Source organism: Micromonospora sp. NPDC005205, assembly GCF_040608275.1.
Taxonomy (GTDB): domain Bacteria; phylum Actinomycetota; class Actinomycetes; order Mycobacteriales; family Micromonosporaceae; genus Micromonospora.
In genome coordinates, this window is sequence record NZ_JBEXHV010000010.1 from 190257 (window position 1) to 208534 (window position 18278).

17 protein-coding genes and 1 pseudogene are annotated in these 18278 nt (G+C 72.1%); 9 read left to right on the top strand and 9 right to left on the bottom strand.

The window, feature by feature from the left end:
• Nucleotides 1–24: 24 nt before the first annotated feature.
• From ABZU43_RS19970 to ABZU43_RS19980, 3 genes are all read right to left on the bottom strand, one after another.
• Nucleotides 25–2898: a glycosyl hydrolase gene (locus tag ABZU43_RS19970; protein WP_355007973.1), complete on the bottom strand. Its 2874-nt coding sequence runs from the start codon at nucleotides 2896–2898 to the stop codon at nucleotides 25–27.
• 157 nt (nucleotides 2899–3055) lie between these two features.
• Complete coding sequence (locus tag ABZU43_RS19975; protein WP_355007974.1) at nucleotides 3056–3430, bottom strand: MmcQ/YjbR family DNA-binding protein; 375 nt, start codon at nucleotides 3428–3430, stop codon at nucleotides 3056–3058.
• A gap of 40 nt (nucleotides 3431–3470) precedes the next feature.
• Entirely contained in the window at nucleotides 3471–4166 is a 696-nt protein-coding gene (locus ABZU43_RS19980) for a DUF1223 domain-containing protein (RefSeq protein ID WP_355007975.1), read from the bottom strand.
• 156 nt (nucleotides 4167–4322) lie between these two features.
• Here ABZU43_RS19980 and ABZU43_RS19985 point away from each other — a divergent pair, with 156 nt between their 5' ends.
• The gene (locus ABZU43_RS19985) at nucleotides 4323–4625 is read left to right on the top strand and encodes a GNAT family N-acetyltransferase (RefSeq protein ID WP_355007976.1); all 303 of its coding nucleotides are present in this window, start codon (nucleotides 4323–4325) and stop codon (nucleotides 4623–4625) included.
• A 9-nt stretch (nucleotides 4626–4634) separates the two neighbouring features.
• Here the strand turns inward: ABZU43_RS19985 and ABZU43_RS19990 are convergent, their stop codons facing one another.
• Entirely contained in the window at nucleotides 4635–5225 is a 591-nt protein-coding gene (locus ABZU43_RS19990; RefSeq protein WP_355007977.1) for a TetR/AcrR family transcriptional regulator, read from the bottom strand.
• 122 nt (nucleotides 5226–5347) lie between these two features.
• Between ABZU43_RS19990 and ABZU43_RS19995 the strand changes: the two genes are divergently transcribed.
• The gene (locus ABZU43_RS19995) at nucleotides 5348–6064 is read left to right on the top strand and encodes an isocitrate lyase/phosphoenolpyruvate mutase family protein (protein WP_355007978.1); all 717 of its coding nucleotides are present in this window, start codon (nucleotides 5348–5350) and stop codon (nucleotides 6062–6064) included.
• A gap of 136 nt (nucleotides 6065–6200) precedes the next feature.
• Here the strand turns inward: ABZU43_RS19995 and ABZU43_RS20000 are convergent, their stop codons facing one another.
• The 5 genes and pseudogenes from ABZU43_RS20000 to ABZU43_RS20020 all read right to left on the bottom strand — a co-directional run bounded on the left by ABZU43_RS20000 (nucleotide 6201) and on the right by ABZU43_RS20020 (nucleotide 11287).
• On the bottom strand, nucleotides 6201–6980 hold the full coding sequence (locus ABZU43_RS20000) for an SDR family oxidoreductase (protein WP_355007979.1): 780 nt from the start codon (nucleotides 6978–6980) through the stop codon (nucleotides 6201–6203).
• A 189-nt stretch (nucleotides 6981–7169) separates the two neighbouring features.
• Complete coding sequence (locus tag ABZU43_RS20005; RefSeq protein WP_355007980.1) at nucleotides 7170–8243, bottom strand: hypothetical protein; 1074 nt, start codon at nucleotides 8241–8243, stop codon at nucleotides 7170–7172.
• A 325-nt stretch (nucleotides 8244–8568) separates the two neighbouring features.
• Complete coding sequence (locus ABZU43_RS20010; RefSeq protein WP_355007981.1) at nucleotides 8569–9918, bottom strand: NAD(P)/FAD-dependent oxidoreductase; 1350 nt, start codon at nucleotides 9916–9918, stop codon at nucleotides 8569–8571.
• Between the two features lie 121 nt (nucleotides 9919–10039).
• A pseudogene (locus tag ABZU43_RS20015) lies at nucleotides 10040–10360 on the bottom strand (TcmI family type II polyketide cyclase); the annotation flags it as partial.
• A 129-nt stretch (nucleotides 10361–10489) separates the two neighbouring features.
• A complete protein-coding gene (locus ABZU43_RS20020) occupies nucleotides 10490–11287 on the bottom strand; it encodes a BTAD domain-containing putative transcriptional regulator (RefSeq protein WP_355007982.1) in 798 nt (265 codons plus the stop codon).
• Nucleotides 11288–11710: 423 nt separating this feature from the next.
• On the opposite strand from ABZU43_RS20020, the gene ABZU43_RS20025 reads away from it, so the two are divergent.
• The 7 genes from ABZU43_RS20025 to ABZU43_RS20055 are packed head-to-tail and all read left to right on the top strand — an operon-like array spanning nucleotide 11711 to nucleotide 18182.
• Nucleotides 11711–12049, top strand: coding sequence for a TcmI family type II polyketide cyclase (locus tag ABZU43_RS20025; RefSeq protein ID WP_355007983.1), 339 nt, complete (start codon nucleotides 11711–11713; stop codon nucleotides 12047–12049).
• A complete protein-coding gene (locus ABZU43_RS20030) occupies nucleotides 12046–13794 on the top strand; it encodes an acetyl-CoA carboxylase carboxyltransferase subunit alpha (RefSeq protein ID WP_355007984.1) in 1749 nt (582 codons plus the stop codon). The genes ABZU43_RS20025 and ABZU43_RS20030 overlap by 4 nt, the downstream gene beginning before the upstream one ends.
• Nucleotides 13791–14321 (top strand): biotin/lipoyl-containing protein, encoded by a 531-nt coding sequence (locus ABZU43_RS20035; RefSeq protein WP_355007985.1) that lies wholly within the window; start codon nucleotides 13791–13793, stop codon nucleotides 14319–14321. The genes ABZU43_RS20030 and ABZU43_RS20035 overlap by 4 nt, the downstream gene beginning before the upstream one ends.
• 19 nt (nucleotides 14322–14340) lie before the next feature.
• On the top strand, nucleotides 14341–15771 hold the full coding sequence (locus ABZU43_RS20040) for an acetyl-CoA carboxylase biotin carboxylase subunit (RefSeq protein WP_355007986.1): 1431 nt from the start codon (nucleotides 14341–14343) through the stop codon (nucleotides 15769–15771).
• Nucleotides 15768–16523, top strand: a complete 756-nt coding sequence (locus ABZU43_RS20045) for an SRPBCC family protein (RefSeq protein ID WP_355007987.1) — start codon at nucleotides 15768–15770, stop codon at nucleotides 16521–16523. The genes ABZU43_RS20040 and ABZU43_RS20045 overlap by 4 nt, the downstream gene beginning before the upstream one ends.
• The gene (locus tag ABZU43_RS20050; RefSeq protein WP_355007988.1) at nucleotides 16516–16911 is read left to right on the top strand and encodes a cupin domain-containing protein; all 396 of its coding nucleotides are present in this window, start codon (nucleotides 16516–16518) and stop codon (nucleotides 16909–16911) included. Before ABZU43_RS20045 ends, ABZU43_RS20050 begins: the two co-directional genes overlap by 8 nt.
• Nucleotides 16908–18182, top strand: coding sequence for a beta-ketoacyl-[acyl-carrier-protein] synthase family protein (locus tag ABZU43_RS20055; protein WP_355007989.1), 1275 nt, complete (start codon nucleotides 16908–16910; stop codon nucleotides 18180–18182). Before ABZU43_RS20050 ends, ABZU43_RS20055 begins: the two co-directional genes overlap by 4 nt.
• Nucleotides 18183–18278: the final 96 nt, after the last annotated feature.

Genomic DNA, 18278 nt, shown 5'->3' on the forward strand with positions numbered 1-18278 from the left:
TCGTGTGGCGTTCGATCCAGCCGATCAGGAGTACGGAAGCCGCAGCACCGACTGGTTGCCGATGCCCAGCGTGGTCGGGTTGTTGCCGATTGCCGACCAGACCTCCACCCGGACCGTGCCGTTGCTCAGCGCGCCCAACGTGCCGGTGGCCGAGGACAGGCCGGCGTTCTGGGTGTAGTGCTCGTAGCCGGTGACCGGGTCGGTGGCGAAGTAGCGCAGCGTCTCGACCCGTTCCCAACTACCGTTGCCGGTGAGGTCGTAGGAGATCCGCACCTGCACGCCGTTGCCGACCGCTGTCCCGGCGTCGACGAACAGGTCGAACGCCGTCTGCCCGCCGGCGTAGGCGAGGTTGAGGCCGGTCGCCGTGAAGACCTGGGCGTTGGTGGGCGTACCGTCGTGGTTGCCGTTCGCCGCCGCGACCGTCGTCGTGGCCGCGCTGCCGGCGCCGCCCAACCCACCGCCGGGCAGCAGGTAGCGCGTCGGCCCGCCGGTGGACGGCGGCGGGGTGGTCGTCGGCGGCGGGGTGGTCGGCGGCGGCGTCGTCGGGGGAACGCCGCCGGCCGCGTTGCCACCACTCCAGGTGTACGCCCCGGTGGTGGCCGTCTTGCCGGCACCCACGGCGAGCGTGGTGCCGTTGGAGAACGTCACGGTGATCGGCGTCGCCGTCGGGTTCGACGCCACGTAGGTCCGGGCCCCGTTGCGGGAGAAGACCGCGGACAGCGGATGGTTGCCGGTCACCGTCGTGTCGACATTGCCGAGGGCGGCGAGGTTACGGATCCAGTGGAACGTGTGCGCCCGGCTCTCTCCCTCCTCCGGTGTGTAGCCGGGGTTCGCACGCAGGTTCGCCAGCGCGGCGTCGGCGTCCCCGAGGGCCTGGAACTGCCAGAGGATGTCCTGCCACACCGTCGGTTGTCCGCCGTTGTTGCGGACGAGTTCGGCGTAGTTGGTCCGCACGTACGCCGGGTTGTTACCGAGGTAGAGGTGACCGCCGGTGACCGGCAGCAGGTTGATGCCCTGGATCATCTCCGGCTCGGCGCTGAACCAGGTGGCGTACGCGCCGCCGTCACCCCAGACCATGCCGACCGTCGAGTGCCCGAAGGCGGCGGGGAAGTTCTGGTCGCTGACGTCGAACCAGTACTCCTGGATCGCCGCGGCCTGCGTGGTGTAGAGGAAGACACCCGCGTCGCGGACGGCGGTGTCGCCGGTCGTCTGCCCCCACTGGATCAGGGCGCTCGCGAAGTTCATCCCCTCGGACGAGGACTCCTGGTTGTTGCCGGAACCGAACGAGCCGTGCCCGGACGCCCAGTCGTGCCCGGCGTAGATGTCGAAGTCCCGCAGGTACGGGAAGCGGGTGTCGTCGCGACGGTAGTTGTTGGCGTCCCGGATCAGCAGGTCGACCATCCCGCCGTAGCGGCTGGTGGCCGCCCAGGCCGGGTCGAACTTCGCCAGGGTCGCGGCGGCGGCGATGTAGTAGCCGTAGTGGAAGTGGTGGTCGTTGAGCTCCTGGTCGGACCCGTACGACGCCGGGTAGCCGATCAGCGTGCCCCAGTTGTTGTCGTAGTAGAAGACCCGGCTGGTCTTGCCGCTGGACGCGGTGAACCAGTCGGTGAGCGTGCTGCGGATCGCGTTCAGCGCGCTGTCGCGCGTCGTGGTGTCGTTGACCTGGTCGGCGATCTCGGCGATCCGCGCGGCCCGGCCGAGCCCCTTGCCGGTCCAGTAGGTGTCGTTGCCGCGTTGGTCCATCGGGTTGGCGCGGGTGGCGGCCAGGTGCCCGGTGAGCGTCGACAGGTCACCACCGCTGCCGTCGCCGACGGCCGGCAACTCCGGCAGGATGCCCTGGAACTTCATGGCGGTGCGGAACTGGTTGACGCCGGTGAGCACCTTCATCCGGCCACGCGCCGACGGGTAGGTCGGCGTGATCGCTGTGGAACCGCTCAGCGACTTCCACTGGTGCGGGTAGAGGCTGACCACCGTCTGCGTGGCGGTGCCCTCCCGGGCGGTGGTGGTGAACGCGTACGTGGTGGTCAGGCCGCTGGTGGCGGGGTTGTAGGCGTACGAGACCTGGGTGCCGGTGACGTGGGCGTGCGCGTACTGACCGTAGGTCGCTGCCAGCGCGGCGCGCTCCGTCGCGCTGGACGTCGGCGGCAGCAGGGCGATGGAGAAGTAGCCGCGTCCGGCCAGGGTGGACGAGATCCGGCCGGACGCCACGGTCCAGGTGGCGCCGCTGGGCGCGAACCCGACGTAGTCGTGGCCGTTGACCCGGAAGCCGATGGTGGCACCACTGTTGGACCACACGTCGGGGGTGCCGGCGGTGCTGATCTGCGCGTTCCCGCCGGTGGTCTGGAAGTACGCGAAGGGCAGACCGTGGCCGATGGTCGCGCGCATGGTCCGCGTGCCGTCGCTCCAGTGCGGGCTGACCGTCCAGTCCGTCCAGCCGTCGACCTTCACCAGGGGTGCGGCGAGCCCGGCCACACCGACCCGGATGTCCTGCACGTACGGGTAGTGGAACTCACCGACGCCGGTGGCGGTGCCGCTGATGGCGGGCGTGGAGGTGGCGGAGAAGCCGAGGCCGTCGCCGAAGGTGTCGTACGAGATCGGGTGGGCGTGCAGCGGCTCACTGAACGAGCAGTCGGTGCGCTTCCACAGCAGCGAGGACCACCAGTCGTTGGTGGGGATCGGCCCGGCGGGCGCGTTGGCGGTGGCGAACTGCCGGGGGTTGCTGGTCATCGCGCCGCAGCCGCTGGGCAGCGGGCCGACCGGTGTGGTGGTGTAACTGCCGGCGCCGACGGGTGCGGCCTCGGCCGCGCGGGTGACGGGGATGGTGAGGCCGCCGACGACCAGGGCCAGCGCGGTGGCGGCGGCCAGGGCCCATCGGCGGTGGGGGACGGGAGGTTTCATCGTGCCTCCATCGCGCGCGCCGGGTGCGGCCCTTGCCGGGTCCAGCGCTTTGCGTCTGAATTGGGGAGAAGGTCGGGTGAGAGAGCGCTCTCTCGGCCACGGTAATGGAGCACCGAGATCCCCGTCAATGTGTCCAACGCGTTGCGTGCTGATATCGCTATTTGCCGGCGCCCGCACTGTCGCTCAACAGCGAGTCCGGCACGCGCATCCGCCACGCGTCGGTCACCAGCTCGGTCAACCGGTCCAGGTCGACCGCCGCCAGGCGCAGCAGCACCAGGGGCAGGCCCTCGTAGCCGGGCGTGGTGAAGAAGATCTCGGGCTCCCCGAGCAGGAGAGCCTGCTTCTCGGCCTCGTCGCCGACGAACAGCACCGCGATGTCGAGCCGGATCACCCGGGGCTTGCCCGGTGTCCGCTCCGGATAGGACCAGACGAAGCCCTTGTCGGCCACCCGGAAGTCGAAGCCGTCACTGGCGATCTCCGTCGTGTGCGGCAGGGCCAGCGCCACCCGGCGTACGTCGTCCGCGTCAGCCACCGGATCCCCTCACACCGCGCACCATCCGCATGGGCTGAGATTACGCGGTGGACAGCTCGATGGCCGTGGCGCCGACGATCGCCCGTTCGCCGTTCTCCTGGACGTAGCCGACCACGCTGGCGCGTCGCGGATCGAGACCAGGTGGCGTGGCCAGCTCCAGCTGCCCCCGCTCGGCGTCCAGGCCCACCGACCTGAAGGCGCGTACGACGTTGTCCTGCCGCAGCGTCCGCCCGGCGTTCTCCCCCCGGGCGATGTCGCTGGTCAGCTCCCGTTCCACGACCGCCACGTGCACCACCGCGCGCTCCGGCGGCTGTTCGGTCCGATAGTCCACCATCACCCGGTCATTGCCCAGGTTGGCGATGGAGAGCGCCAGTGGTGTGGCGGCGGTCGAGGCCATGGCGGACATGATCGCGGCGGCTGCCCGCCGGCGATCGGAACCGACGAACTCGACGGTGCCGTTGACGACCATCTGCGGAGTGTAGAGACCCCGGGTGCCGAACGCGCGGGCGTACGCCTCCTGGCGCGCGGTGTACGAGGCGTCCGCGAACTGGTCGGGCCAGCCCAGGTCGTCCCAGTAGTCGACGTGGAAACCGAGGGCGAAGACGTTCTGGCCCCGGTCCCGGGCGTCGCGCTCGATCTCGCTCAGCAACTCCTCCGCGGGCGGGCAACTGTTGCAGCCCTGGGACGTGAACATCTCGACGACGGCGAAGCCGCCGTCCGTCGATGGATTCGTCATGGTGCGTGTCTCCTCCCACGGTCTGCCCGACGGCGTTGCGTTCCCCCGGTGCCCGGCGGCGTTGCGTTTCCCGTTCCGGCCGAGACAATGCGCGTGGGGTCGCGTCCCTGCCGGCCTCGCGGCGAGCGCCGTCGGGCCGGGTGGTTGGATGGTCGGGTGCAGTTCACCGTGACAGACGCGCCGGCGCGGGAGCGTTTCGAGGCGCGCGACGAGGCGGGCACGGTCGTCGGGTTCGTCACCTACCAGCTGACCGGCTCGATCATCGCCTACACCCACACCGAGGTCGATCCGGCGTACGAGGGCAAGGGCGTCGGGTCGACGCTGGCGCGGGCCGTGCTGGACGACGCGCGGGGCAAGGGCCGGACCGTCGTGCCGATCTGCCCGTTCATCGCCGACTGGGTGGTCAAGCACCCCGAGTACGAGAGCATCGTGGTGCGGTCCACCCGCAAGATCAAATAACAGCTGGTGTCAGGCGTCCGGTAGGAGCTTGGCGGCGAGGGTGCGGGCCGTGGCGGTCAGGGTGTCGATGTCCAGCCCCGTCCGCCCCATGAACACCAGCCCCTGCTGCGCGGCGAGCAGCGCGCGCGCCGTCTCGACCGGGTCGAGGTCGCGCGGCAGGTCGCCCTCGTCCTGGGCCCGCCCGACGCTCTCGGCGACCAGGGCGGTCGTCGCCTCGTAGGTACGCCGCGCCTCGGCGAGGACGTCCGGATCGCTGGTGGCGAGTTCGTACGTGCTGTTGGCCATGAGGCAGCCGCGTCGGGCGGCAGCACCACCCGTGTCGTTCACCGGTGCCATGACGAACGCGCGCAGCGCGTCCAGGGCGCGGGGAGCGGAGGCGAGCATCTCGCGCAGGTAGCCGCCGCTGGTGTCGGTGTATTCCCGCAGCGCCCGCAGGAACAGCCGGTGTTTGTCGCCGAAGGCGCCGTAGAGGCTGCCCTTGCCCAGCCCGCTGACGCGTACCAGGTCCTCCAGGGAGGTCGCCGCGTAGCCGGCGTCCCAGAACTGGTCCCGGACGGCGCGGATCACCTGCTCCTCGTCGAACTGCCGTGGCCTCGCCATCTGACCAGCGTAACAATTGTTGACCGCGCGGTCCACCAAACGTAGGGTGGTCCGATGCGCGTCGCGGCGAAGATGCCGCCCGACAACGGCCGGATCATCACCATCGGCGGGAGACCACAACGATGACAGCCTCCACCTTCCGCGCCCTGCACCACGACCGTGCCGTCGGTGACCCGCTCGTCCTGCCGGGCCCCTGGGACGCGGCCAGCGCCCGGGTCCTGGCCGACGCCGGTTACCCGGCGCTCGCGACCCCGAGCGCGGGTGTGGCGGCCTCGCTCGGGTACGAGGACGGCGCGACACCGCCGGACGAGATGTTCGCGGCGGTCGCGCGCATCGTCCGCGCCGTGTCCGTTCCGGTGTCCGCCGACGTCGAGGGCGGTTACGGCCTCGCCCCCCGCGAGCTGGTCGGACGGCTGTTGGAGGCCGGCGCCGTCGGCTGCAACCTGGAGGACTCGGAGGGGGACGCCACCCTCAAGGACCCCCGGCGGCACGCTGACTGGCTGGCCGAGGTGCGCGCGGAAGCGGGCGACGCTCTCTTCGTCAACGCCCGCGTCGACACGTTTCTGTTCGGAACGGGTGACCCGGCCGACGCGGTGGAACGTGCCCGCCTCTACGTGGCCGCCGGCGCCGACTGCGTCTACCCGATCCTGGCGCCGCCGCAGGTGCTTCCGCGGCTGCGGGAGGGCATCTCCGGGCCGATCAACATGGCCGCCGGACCGACCCGGGAGTCCGTTGCCGAACTGGGCCGGCAGGGCGCCACACGCATCACCTTCGGGCCAGGAATGCAGCGGTACGCGATGGCGTCGATCGGCGACCTCGCGGCCGAACTGCGCGCCTGAGCCTGCCCGTCAACCCTGCGCCCCACCGCAGCTTCGGCGCGGCGGCCCGGAGGATCGGGCGCAGCGCCTTCCGGCTTGCGCCGCAAGATCGCGCGACATCGACGGTGACCGTTCACATGGTTGACCGAACGTGGCGCTAGATGACGGGGAGTTCACCACCGTCGACTGTCAGGCTTACTCCGGTGACCCACTGGGCCCGGTCCGATACGAGGTAGGCGACTGCCTCGGCGATGTCGCGCGGGTCTCCGGGACGACCCAGAGGGATGCCCGCTGTGGTGGCGGCAAGCGCGACCTCCATCGCGTCGGCGAAGTTCTGGCGGATCGCGTCGGCGCCGGGCGTGAGCACATTGCCGGGAATGATCGTGGTAACGCGGATTCCGGCAGGCGCGAGCTCGGAAGCGAGCGCTTTGCCGTAGGCGTTGAGGGCGGCCTTGGCGGCGCCGTAGTGCGCCAACGGCGGTGCCGGCGTGAGGGACGCTCCCGACGAGATGTTGACGATCACACTGCCCGACCCGGCCTCGCGCAGCGCCGGTAGCAACTCGTTGTTGACTCGCACGGCGGACAGGTAGTTGAGGTCGAGCGCGTCGATCCACTCCTCATCGGGGATGGATGAGATACCGCCGATGTGGGCGCGTGCCGCCGCCGCGTTGTTGACCACGATATCGACGCCGCCGAGTTCGTCGAGCGCTGCCGCAGTGAATGCCCGCACGCCCGCGAGCGTGCCGATGTCGCCCTGAATGAAGGTCGCGGCTTCCGGCGTCTCGTCGGAGGCGTTACGCGCCGTGGTGACGACCGTCGCGCCGCCGTCGAGCAACCGCTGCACGATGGCAGCGCCGATCCCGCGAGAACCTCCCGTGACGACCGCGCGCTTGCCGGCGAACTCGGTGGGATCCGGCGGGGCAGGAGCCTTGAACATGAACTCACAGTAGCGAGTGCCAAGGTGCTCGGCGGGCTGATCGTCAGCACGCATCGCGGGCTTGGCGCGACCTCGCCGACCTGGCCGTCGGACTGAGCAAGCGCGGCGCGGCAATTGCCGATTCAGCGACGGCCGAGCCCCCGGCGCGCCGTCGTGATCAACGGCTGCCGGGGGCTCGAACGCAGTCGGTCAGGCCTGGTTGCCGTTCGGCAGCACCACGGCCATCTCGTCGCCGGCGCCGGCGAGCACGCGTGCCTGCTGCGGCCAACTGGCCAGCCCAGGTGCGGCGCGCAGGCCGGCGGTCCGGATCAGGTCGCGCAGGGCCGGCTCGTCCAACCCGCCGAGCTGGTCGTACGTGCGCACGCCAGCGTCCTGCAACGCGGCCGCCATCTTCGGCCCGATCCCCTGGATCCGGCGGAAGTCGTCGCCAGGGCCCGTCGGGTCGGCCTCGACGCTGCTGATCGTCGTGTCGACGGCAGAACGGACCGGAGGGGTCGCGGCGGGGGTCGGGCGGACCGGAGACGCGGCCACCGCCGACTGGTCGGCCTCCGTGGAGGCAACCGCAGGCTCAGCGTCCACGGAATCGGCCCGCGCCGGCTCAGCATCGGACGGGCCCGGGGTTCCCAACGCCTCTGCCGGCGTGGCGTCGACCGCCGTGGCCTTGGTCTCCACGTCGTCGGCCGGGCCACCGGGGGCCGCCACGTCGTCGGCCGGCTTGTCCGCGACCGGCGCATCGTCGATCGAAGCGTCGTCGGCCGGCGTCGTGTCGAGCGGTGCGGTGTCGGCGGGCGGGAGGTCGTCCGCCGGCTGGCGGGGGGCGACCACGGCCGCCGGGGCGGGCTGCTCGTCGGCCGGGACCGGCTCGAGGGCCGAGTCCACGCCCGAGTCCTGCCGCAGCTCGGCGGCGTCGGGCTGCTCGGTGGCCGGTACGGGCGGCGGGTCCTCGGTCAGCGCCATGTCCGCCGGGTCGACGGTGCTCGGGGCGTCCGCCGGCACGGGCACCGGGGTGGGACCGTCCGGTCCGGTCACTGCGGCCGGCGCGCTGACCGTGTCGACCGGTACCGGCTCGTCGGCTACCGCGGTGGGTGCCGGGTCGACGGCGGCGGCGGGCTGGGCCTCGTCGGTGGTGGCGGCCGGCGTGGGCGTGGAGATCACGGCCAGACCGGCGACGGGGTCACCATCCACAATCGATTTGCCCTGTACGCCCCGCCGGCCGCGCAGCAGCCACCCGGCGGCCAGGCCCAGCAACAGTGCAAGTACCACTATCAGCGAGTGTCCGAAAGACCACGCCACGGCGAACCTCCCTCTCAGGTCGTTGGAAAAGTCACGAGAAAAACTCGCCGCAGCTTCGCACACGCGTATTGCCGACGACAGGCAGGATCGGCCGTCAGCGTTGCGGGTGGGACAGCCACCTCAGCCGGTGCCTGCCGGGTGACACAGCGTCGCCCGATCACACCAGCACCCGGCCCGATGAGACCCGGGTCGGGCACGGAGCGGGTCAGGTGTGGCTCGGTCGGATGGAGCGCTCCGGACGCGATGAGACCCGGGCCCGGCGAGGACGCCGAGCCCGGGTCGGGTGATGCCGGGTTCAGTCCCGGTCGCCCTCGTAGGTGTGGAATTCGTCGACGAACCGGCGACGGAGCCGTGGTACCCGGCTGGTCACTCCGAAGTAGCCGCGCGCGCCGAGCAACGCGAGTCGACCCACCACCGGCCGGTACATCCGGTCGTCGCCGCTGGTGCCGCTGCGGTTCAACGATTCGGCGACCCGGGCGAAGCCGTACGGCGCCATCACGGCCTCGTAGTCGGCGACCGCCTGGAGCAGCGTCTTGTCGCCGGCTGTGGCGCGGCTGAGTTGTGCGCAGAGCAGGCGGGCGTCGCGCAGCGCGGTGTTCGCCCCCACGCCCCGACCCGGGGTCATGGTGTGGATGGCGTCGCCGAGCATGGTGACGGTGCTGCTCTTCCAGGGCGGCACCGGCTCGGATGTGGACACTTTGATCGGTAGGGCGCTGGCCGGGTCCGCGTGGGCGAGCAGTTCCCGCAGGTGCGGGTGCCAGTTCGCGGTGAGGTCCAGGGCGACCTGCACCAGGTCCTCACCGCGGCGTTCCATGATGTCGGTCGGGAACCGGTTGGCCGCACTCCAGATGATCAGGTTGATGTTGTCGGTGGTGGTGTCGTGGGCCAGGCCGGGCCAGTCGCGGAGCAGGGCGGCGTCGGGCTCGCTGACGCCGGGCTTCATCGCGCGTTCGGCGTCCCACTTGAACTCCATGACGTGCAGCACGCCCATCATCCCGCCGACGCCGAAGATCAGCGAGATGCCCTGCTGGACCCGCTCCGGAATGAGACCGCGGGTGTGCGGGGTCAGCGGGATGCGGGTGGCGATGTTGATCGTCCCGGCGTCGCGGGTGACGGCGTGTGGCAGGTACTGGCGGCGTACTGCGGAATGGGTGCCGTCGGCCGCCACCAGCAGGTCGCCGGTGGCGCTGGTGCCGTCGGCGAAGTGCGCGGTGACAGTGCCGTCGTCGCGCTGCTCGTACCGGGTGAAGGTCTTGTCGAAGTGCACCACGTCCTCCAGGCCGGTCAGCAGCACCTGGCGCAGCACCATCCGGGCCACCGAGTGTTCGGTGCGGACCGGGTCGGCGGTCGGCCGCAGCGCGAACGACGCGGTCTGGCGCAGCCCCTGGGTGACGACGTTGAAGTAGTGCGGCGGCCGGGCGCAGGTGGCCAGGAAGGTGGCGAACAGCTCCGGGGGCAGGCACTCCTTCAGCGCTCGGCTACCGGTGGGGCCGATGCCGACCCGGTAGCCGAGCAGCCCCTCGGCGCGGTCGCGGTGCCGTTCGTAGACGGCGACGCTGATCCCGGCGCGGCGCAGGCCGTGCGCCAGGCACAGCCCGCCCGTGCCCGCGCCGATGATCAGGACGTGCGGCGGCGCGGCGGACATGTCAGCCGGCCGGGTGCGCGGCGGGCGCCTCGGTGACGGCCGGGCGCGGAGCGGGTGCCTCGGTGCTGGCCGGCCGCGGAGGGGTTGCGTCGGTACCGGCCGGCCGCGCCGCGGGCGCCTCGGCCGCGTCCCACCGGTAGAAGCAGCCGGCGATCGCGTCCCGGGGGGAGCGCCAGGTCGGCAGGTACGGCGACGTGTGCGCGGAGAGCCGCTCGTTGACCTGTCGGAAGAGCGGGTGGTTGCGGGCCGCCGCGAGCGCGTCCGGGTCGACGTCGTCCGATGTCTCCAGCAGGTGTACGTACAGGTCGTGCAGGCAGTACAGGGATCGGTGCGTGACACCGGTCAGGCCGGGCAGTTCGGTGGCGTCGGACTCGGCGAAGATCTGCGCGACCCGCCCCTCCGCTCCCGGGATGATCCGGCTGACGATCAGTAGACGACTCATGGGACCCCTTCCGCCGGTGGCCTGCCCGACCCCTCGGGGACCGGTGCCACGTGCTCTGTGCGCCCACCGTGCCGCAGTGCCTGTCACATCACCGTCACGTGGGCCGAACGGGCGGTGACGGCCGCGTTGTCACGTACGCCGGACGGCGGGTGACGGGCGGTCGGCGACGGCCTCGCGGCTGGCCTGGCGGATCGGGGCGAGGGTGTCGTCGAGCAGGGCGCTCATGGCTGGGCTCGGCTCCAGCCGCAGCTCCCGGCGCAGCAGGTCCCGGTAGACGTAGAAGGCGTGCACGGCTTCGAAGGCGTTGCCCTCGGCCAGGTGGATGCGGACCACCAGCCGGTGTGGTGTCTCCCGTAACGGCTCGGCCGCCATCGCCTCCAACGCGGCTTCGAGGGCCTCGCCGTGCCGCCCCGCGGTCAGGTGGTGCCCGGCCACCTGTTCCAGCATGTGCAGGCGGAGTTGGCGCAGGCGTTCCCGGTCCAGCAGCACCCAGTCGTCGTACCAGCCGGGCAGGAGGTCGTGCCGCCCGGCGGCGAGCGCGCCGGCCGCGGTGCGCGGGTCGTCGCCGTCCCGGACCCGGGCCGCGGTGCCGACCAGGTCGTCCACGTCGAGCCGGACGGCCGGGCCGAGGCGTACGGTGTCGCTGGCCACTGTCATCGGGCAGCACGGGTCCTGTCGCAGCCGCCACAGGGCGGTACGCAGGGAGGACAGCGCCCGTTCCTCCGACGCGTCGGGCCAGAGCAGCCCGGCGAGCTGGCTGCGGGTGGCGCCGGGGCGGAGCCCGATCAGCGCGATCACCCGTTGCAGCCCGCGCGGCACCACGACCGGCACCGCCTCGCGGAGGAGCCGGAAACCTCCGAGCAGGTGCAGTGAGACGCCCTCCTCGGGCGGGTCTCCGGCGGTCGGCACGGACGAATCAGCGGCCACGGCGGCACCCCCTGCGGAACGCTCGTCCCGACTGTCTGCTGTCCCGGATCGGTTGCCCTCGACGCCACTGTCGACCCCGCCGATCGCGGCGTGGCCGGGCGCGGCCCCGCCCGCCGAGGCCGCCGGGCTGACCACGCTGAAGATTATCAATAGCGGTCACGTTGCGTCAACGCCAACGTGGACGTTCTATTGGCGACAGCCAACCCGAAATCGGTTCTGAACTGCATAAACATCAGCGCGTCGAATACGCCCGGCACATAGCTGATACACAGGTTGCGTCAACGCAGCGTCACCATCATTCGTCGCTGGCCGACCTGGCACGGTGACGCCGCCGTGACGAGGATCGGCGCATCGTGTCGGCAGTCGTCCAGCGCGTCCGGGGGCCACCCGTCGCCGGCCGGACGCCGTGGGGGGAGGCCCAACATGGACCGATCGCTGATCATCGCGAAGGTCGATCCGACCGCCGAGGAGCGGGTCGCCGAGATCTTCGCCGAGTCGGACGCGACGGAGCTGCCGCGCCTGGTCGGTGTCCGGCACCGCTCGCTGTACCGACTGCACGACCTCTATGTGCACCTGCTCGAGACCGCCCAGCCGGCGGAGGGCGCGGTGGAGGCCGCGCGTGACCACCCCGAGTTCATCCGGGTCAGTGACCGCCTGCGCCCGTACGTGTCGCCGTACCTGTCGACCTGGCGCTCGCCGCGCGACGCCATGGCGCGGTGCTTCTACCGGTTTGATTCCCCGGACACCGGGCGGCGGTCGTGACGGCCACCGCGCCGCGCGAAGAGCAGCTCTGGTCCCGCTGCGCGGGCTGCGCGACCCTGCTCTACCGCAAACGGCTGCGCCGCAACCTCGACGTCTGCCCGGAGTGCGGGGAGCATGCCCGACTCGGCGCGCCGGAACGCCTGCGCCAACTGGTCGACCCGGGTTCGCTGCGCCTGCTGCCCGACCGGCTGCCGGGGGCGGACCCGCTCGACTTCGTCGACGTGCTGCCGTACCCGCACCGGCTCACCGGCGCGCGGGCCAGCACGGGTCTTGCCGAGGGGGTCGTCTGCGCCACGGCCACCATCGGCGGGAACCCGGTGACCCTGGCGGTGATGGACTTCCGCTTCCTCGGTGGCAGCCTGGGCTGCGCGGTCGGCGAGCTGATCACCCGGGCCGCCGAACGGGCGCTCGACGACCGCACGCCGCTCGTCCTGATCACCGCGTCCGGCGGGGCGCGGATGCAGGAAGGCGCGCTGTCGTTGATGCAGATGGCGACCGTCAGTCAGGCCATCGCCGCGTTGCGCGAGGCGGGACTGCTCACCGTGAGCGTCCTCACCGACCCGACCTACGGCGGAGTGGCCGCCTCGTTCGCCACCAACACCGATCTGGTGCTCGCCGAGAGCGGCGCGCGGATGGGCTTCGCCGGCCCCCGGGTGATCCGTCAGATCACCGGGAGGGCACTGCCGGAGGGCTTCCAGACCGCCGACTTCCTGCTCCGACACGGGCAGGTCGACATGGTGGTGCAGCGCCGGTCGCTGCGTGGACGGCTGACGGCGCTGCTCGCCGCGACCCGCGCCGGCCGTCCGGCGCATCCGCCCGTACCCCGCCAGGAGCCGGCGTCGCACCGCGAGCGCCTTGCCGACGACGGCGCCGTCCTGACGCGGCCGACGGACCCGGCGGCCGAGGGAGACGCCGGCAACCCGGCGGTACGCGACGCGTGGGACACCGTCCGGATGGCGCGGCACCCGGGGCGGCCCACCACACTGGACTACCTGGACTCGGTCTTCGACGGGTTCGTGGAGCTGCACGGCGATCGGCTCGGCGCGGACTGCCCGGCCATCGTTGGTGGGGTGGCGCGGTTGGCCGGCCGGCACGTGATGGTCATCGGTCACCAGAAGGGGCACACCACCGCCGAGCTGGTCGCCCGCAACTTCGGCATGGCCAGCCCGGCCGGGCACCGCAAGGCGCTGCGGCTCATGCGCCTCGCGGCCCGCCTCGGCCTGCCCGTGGTCACCCTGGTGGACACCCCCGGCGCCGACCCGGGGGTGAGCGCCGAGGAGCACGGCCAGGCGGCGGCCATCGCCGAGAACATCCTCACCCTCACCGTGCTGCCCACCCCCGTGCTCGCGGTGATCACCGGCGAGGGCGGCAGCGGCGGCGCGTTGGCGCTGGCGGTGGCCGACCGGGTGCTGATGCTGGAGAACGCCGTCTACTCGGTGATCAGCCCCGAGGGGTGTGCGGCGATCCTCTGGCCGGACCGGTCGGCGGCCCCGCAGGCCGCCCGCGCCCTGCGACTGACCGCGCCCGACCTGCGCCGGCTCGGGGTGGTCGACGAGGTCGTGTCGGAGCCGTCGAGCGCCGCGCACGACGACCCGGCGGAGACCGCCCACCGGTTGCGTGCCGCCCTGCTGGCCAACCTCCTGCCGCTGCTGGACGTGCCGCCGGCCATGCTGGTCCGGCTGCGCCGGCAACGCTTCCGACGGTTCGGCGCGAACCGCGTCGGCGCTAGGGCGGGCCTGCGATGACGGCCGGCGACGGAGGGCTGTCGACAGTCGACGCGTCCGACGACGTCGGGGTGGACGGCGAGGAGGCCCTCGCCGGGCTGCGCCGGCAGGCGCAGCACCTGATCGCCGAGCTGGCCGGGCCGGTGCGCCGGATCCGACTGCGCAGCGGGCCGGCGGTGCTGGAGGTCGAGTGGCACCCCGAGGAGGCGACCCGAGCGGACGTACCCCTGCCCCGGGCCGAGTCGGCACCGGCGGTCGGTCCGACGCCCAACGCCTCCCCTGCGGTGCTCCGGCCGCCGGTGCCGGGGCGTGCCTCGGTGCGGGCACCGATCGTCGGCACCTTCTACCGGGCGCCGGAGCCGGGCGCGCGGCCGTTCGTCGCGGTGGGCGACCTGATCCGCCCCGGCCAGCCGGTGGCCATCGTCGAGGCGATGAAGCTGATGAACGAGGTGACCGCCGACCGGGCCGGCCGGGTGGCCGCGATCCTCGTCGAGGACGGCCAGCCGGTCGAGTACGACCAGCCGCTCGTCGAACTGGATCCGGCATGACAGCGCGGGGTGGTTGACCATGTTCGAGACCGTGCTGATCGCCAACCGGGGCGAGATCGCGCTGCGGGTGCTGCGCGCCTGCAAGGAGCTGGGTGTCCGGACGGCGGTGGTCTACTCCGCCGCCGACGCCGACTCGGCGGCGGTACGCCTCGCCGACCAGGCCGTCCGGATCGGACCGGCGTCGAGTCGGCGCAGCTACCTCAACGCCGCCGCCATCGTGGAGGCGGCCCGGCAGGTGGGGGCGCAGGCCGTGCACCCCGGCTACGGCTTTCTCTCCGAGGACGCCGACTTCGCCGAGATCTGCGCCGACAACGGGCTGACGTTCATCGGCCCGCCACCGGCGGTGATGGCCGCGCTGGCCGACAAGTCCTCGGCCCGCGCACTGATGAGCCGCGCCGGCCTGCCGCTGTCGCCGGGCAGTGTCGCGCCGGTACCGACCGCCGCCGCGGCGGCCGAGGTGGCCGACGCCGTCGGCTACCCGGTGATCGTGAAAGCCGCCGCCGGGGGCGGGGGCCGGGGGATGACAGTGGTGCGCACCCCGGGCGAGCTGCGCCGGGCGTACACCCGGACCCGGGCCGCCGCGCAGGCAGCCTTCGGCGACGACCGGGTGTACGTCGAGCGGTACCTCACCGAGGCGCGGCACGTCGAGGTGCAGGTGCTCTGCGACGCCCACGGCAACGGGGTGCACCTGGGCACCCGGGACTGCTCGGTGCAGCGCCGGCACCAGAAACTGGTCGAGGAGGCGCCCGCGCCGGCGCTGCCCGCCGCCGTTCTCGACACCATCGCCGAGACCGCCCTGCGGGGTGCCCTCGAGGTCGGTTTCGTTGGCGCCGGCACGCTGGAGTTCCTTGTCGACGCCGAGGAGAAGTTCCATTTCCTGGAGATCAACTGCCGGATCCAGGTGGAGCATCCCGTCACCGAGATGGTCACCGGGATCGACCTGGTGCACGAGCAACTCCACATCGCCGCCGGCGTACCGCTGCGGTGGCGGCAGAAGGAGATCCGCCTGCACGGCGTCGCTGTGGAGTGTCGGGTCAACACCGAGGACCCCGGGCGCGGCTTCGCCCCCACCCCCGGCCGTCTGGAGCGGTTCACCCCACCCGGTGGCCCGTTCACCCGGGTGGACACCCACGCCAGCGCCGGTTACCTGGTCGGTCCCTGGTACGACTCGCTGCTCGCCAAGGTGATCGTCTGGGCGCCCGACCGGGAGCTGGCCCTCAACCGGCTGGAACGTGCCCTGGACGAGTTCGACGTCGCAGGTCCGGGCGTGCACACCACCATCCCGTTCGTCCGGCGGGTGCTCGACGACGCCGCATTCCGCAAGGGCCGCTACACCACCGGCCTGGTCGACCGTCTGCTCTCCGCGCCCGCTCCGGGGCCGACGGCCACCCCCGCACCCCGCACCGCGCCCGCCGCAGATCCCGACGCAACCCACAGGAGGACCCGATGACCGTCACCCATGGTCGCCCGATGACCGCCGAGATCACCGACATCCTGGTGGCGCACTGCGGGCTGGACGCCGACGCCGCGGCCCGCGCGCCCGCCGCGTCGCTGGAGGAGTTGGGCATGGACTCGCTCGCCCTGCTGGAACTGTCGGCGGTCGTCGCCGACCGCTGGCAGGTGGCCATTCCCGAGCAGGCCGGACAGCTGAGCATCCCGGCGGTGGCCGACCTGGTCGCCCGCCGCGCCGACCCGCCCGGGCACACCGAGAACAGCGTGGTCATCGACGCGCCGCTGGGGCTGGTCTGGGAGGTCACCAACGACGTGGCGAACTGGACCGAGCTGTTCACCGAGTACGCCGTGGTGGAGATCCTGCACCGCGAGGCGCACACGGTGCGGTTCCGCCTCACCATGTACCCCGACGAGAACGGGGTGTCCTGGAGCTGGGTCAGCGAGCGCACCGCCGACCCGGTGAGCAGGCAGGTCCGGGCGCACCGGGTGGAGACCGGGCCGTTCGAATACATGCGCATCCACTGGCGCTACACCGAGGAGGCCGGTGGCACCCGGATGACCTGGACGCAGGACTTCGCTATGAAGCCGACCGCGCCGGTCGACAACGCCGCGATGACCGAGCGGATCAACACCAACAGCGTGATCCAACTCGCGGTCATCAAGGACCGGGTGGAGCGGATCGCCTGGCAGCGCGCCGACCAGGGCACGCCGACCGCCAGCGACGCACCGACGGGAGCCGACGATGAGTGACCTGAGCACCCGCCCGATCGCCGCCCGGGACGTACCCGCCGACCGCCGTCGCGGCGGTGAGCTGCGGGTGCTGCTCGGCCCCCGCACCGTCGGCAGCACCTCGGGTTTCCTCGGTGTGGCAACCCTCGAGCCGGGGGAGCGGATCGCCGAGCACTACCACCCGTACAGCGAGGAGTTCCTGTACCTGGTGCGGGGCGCGATCACCGTCGACCTTGACGACCAGCCGACGTTGCTGGCCGCCGGTGAGGGGCTGTTCGTACCGGTGAACGTACGGCACCGGCTGCGCAACACCGGCGTCGAACCGGCCGAGGTGGTCTTCCACCTGGGCCCGCTCGCCCCCCGGCCCGAACTGGGCCACGTCGACACCGAACTGGTCGAGGCACCATGACCGGGCGCCGCACGGTGGTGACCGGGATCGGGGTGGTGGCCCCGGGCGGCGCCAGCCGGGACTGCTTCTGGAAGACCATCACCGAGGGGCGAACCGCCACCCGGCGGATCAGTTTCTTCGACCCGTCGGCGTTCCGGTCGCAGATCGCGGCGGAGTGCGACTTCGACCCGGTCGCTGCGGGTCTGAGCGAGGCCGAGCGACGCCGGGCCGACCGGTACGTGCAGTTCGCGCTGGCCTGCTCCGCCGAGGCGGTGGCCGACGCCCAGTTGGAGCTCACCGACGCGCAACGGGACCGGGCCGGAGTGGTGCTGGGCACGGCGGTGGGCGGCACGATGGCGTTGGAACAGGAGTACGTCACAGTGAGCGAGCACGGCCGACGGTGGTTGGTGGACGGGACGCGCGGTGGCCCGTACCTCTATCAGGCGCTGGTTCCCAGCAGCCTCGCCGCGGACGTGGCCTGCCGGCACGGGCTGCACGGCCCGGCGCAGGTCGTGTCCACCGGCTGCACCTCCGGCATCGACGCCATCGGGTACGCCCACCAGATGATCGTGGACGGTGAGGCGGACGTGATGCTGGCCGGCGCGTCCGACTCGCCGATCTCGCCGGTCACTGTCGCCTCGTTCGACGCGATCAAGGCGACCAGCCCGGACAACGACGACCCGGCACACGCCTCCCGCCCGTTCGACGCCGACCGGCACGGGTTCGTGCTGGCCGAGGGTGGGGCGGTGCTGGTGCTGGAGGAGGCCAGCCACGCCCGGCGTCGGGGAGCGCACATCTACTGCGAGGTGGCCGGCTACGCCAGCCGCAGCAACGGCTTCCACATGACCGGGCTGCGGCCGGACGGGCTGGAGATGGGCCTCGCCGTCACCGACGCGCTCCGGCAGGGCCGGATCCTGCCCGAGCAGGTCTCCTACATCAGCGCCCACGGCTCGGGCACCCGGCAGAACGACCGACACGAGACGGCCGCGTTCAAGCGGGCGCTGGGCCAGGCCGCGTACCGGATCCCAATCAGTTCGATCAAGTCGATGGTCGGGCACTCGCTCGGCGCGATCGGGTCGATCGAGATGGCCGCGTGCGCCCTCGCCATCGAGTTCGGTGTGGTGCCGCCGACGGCGAACTGGAGCACCCGGGACCCGGAGTGCGACCTGGACTACGTACCCAATGAGGCACGGGAGGTGCCGGTGGACGTGGCCCTCTCGGTGGGCAGCGGTTTCGGAGGTTTCCAGTCGGCGATGGTCTTCCGTCGGATGCTCGGCGCGGTGGCGGCGTGAGCGAGCGTAGCGAGCGAACCATCAGGCACAGCAGCGCGGCGTCTCACGCCGGCGCGGAGCGAAGCGGAGTGCTGGCGTGAGCGAGCGTAGCGAGCG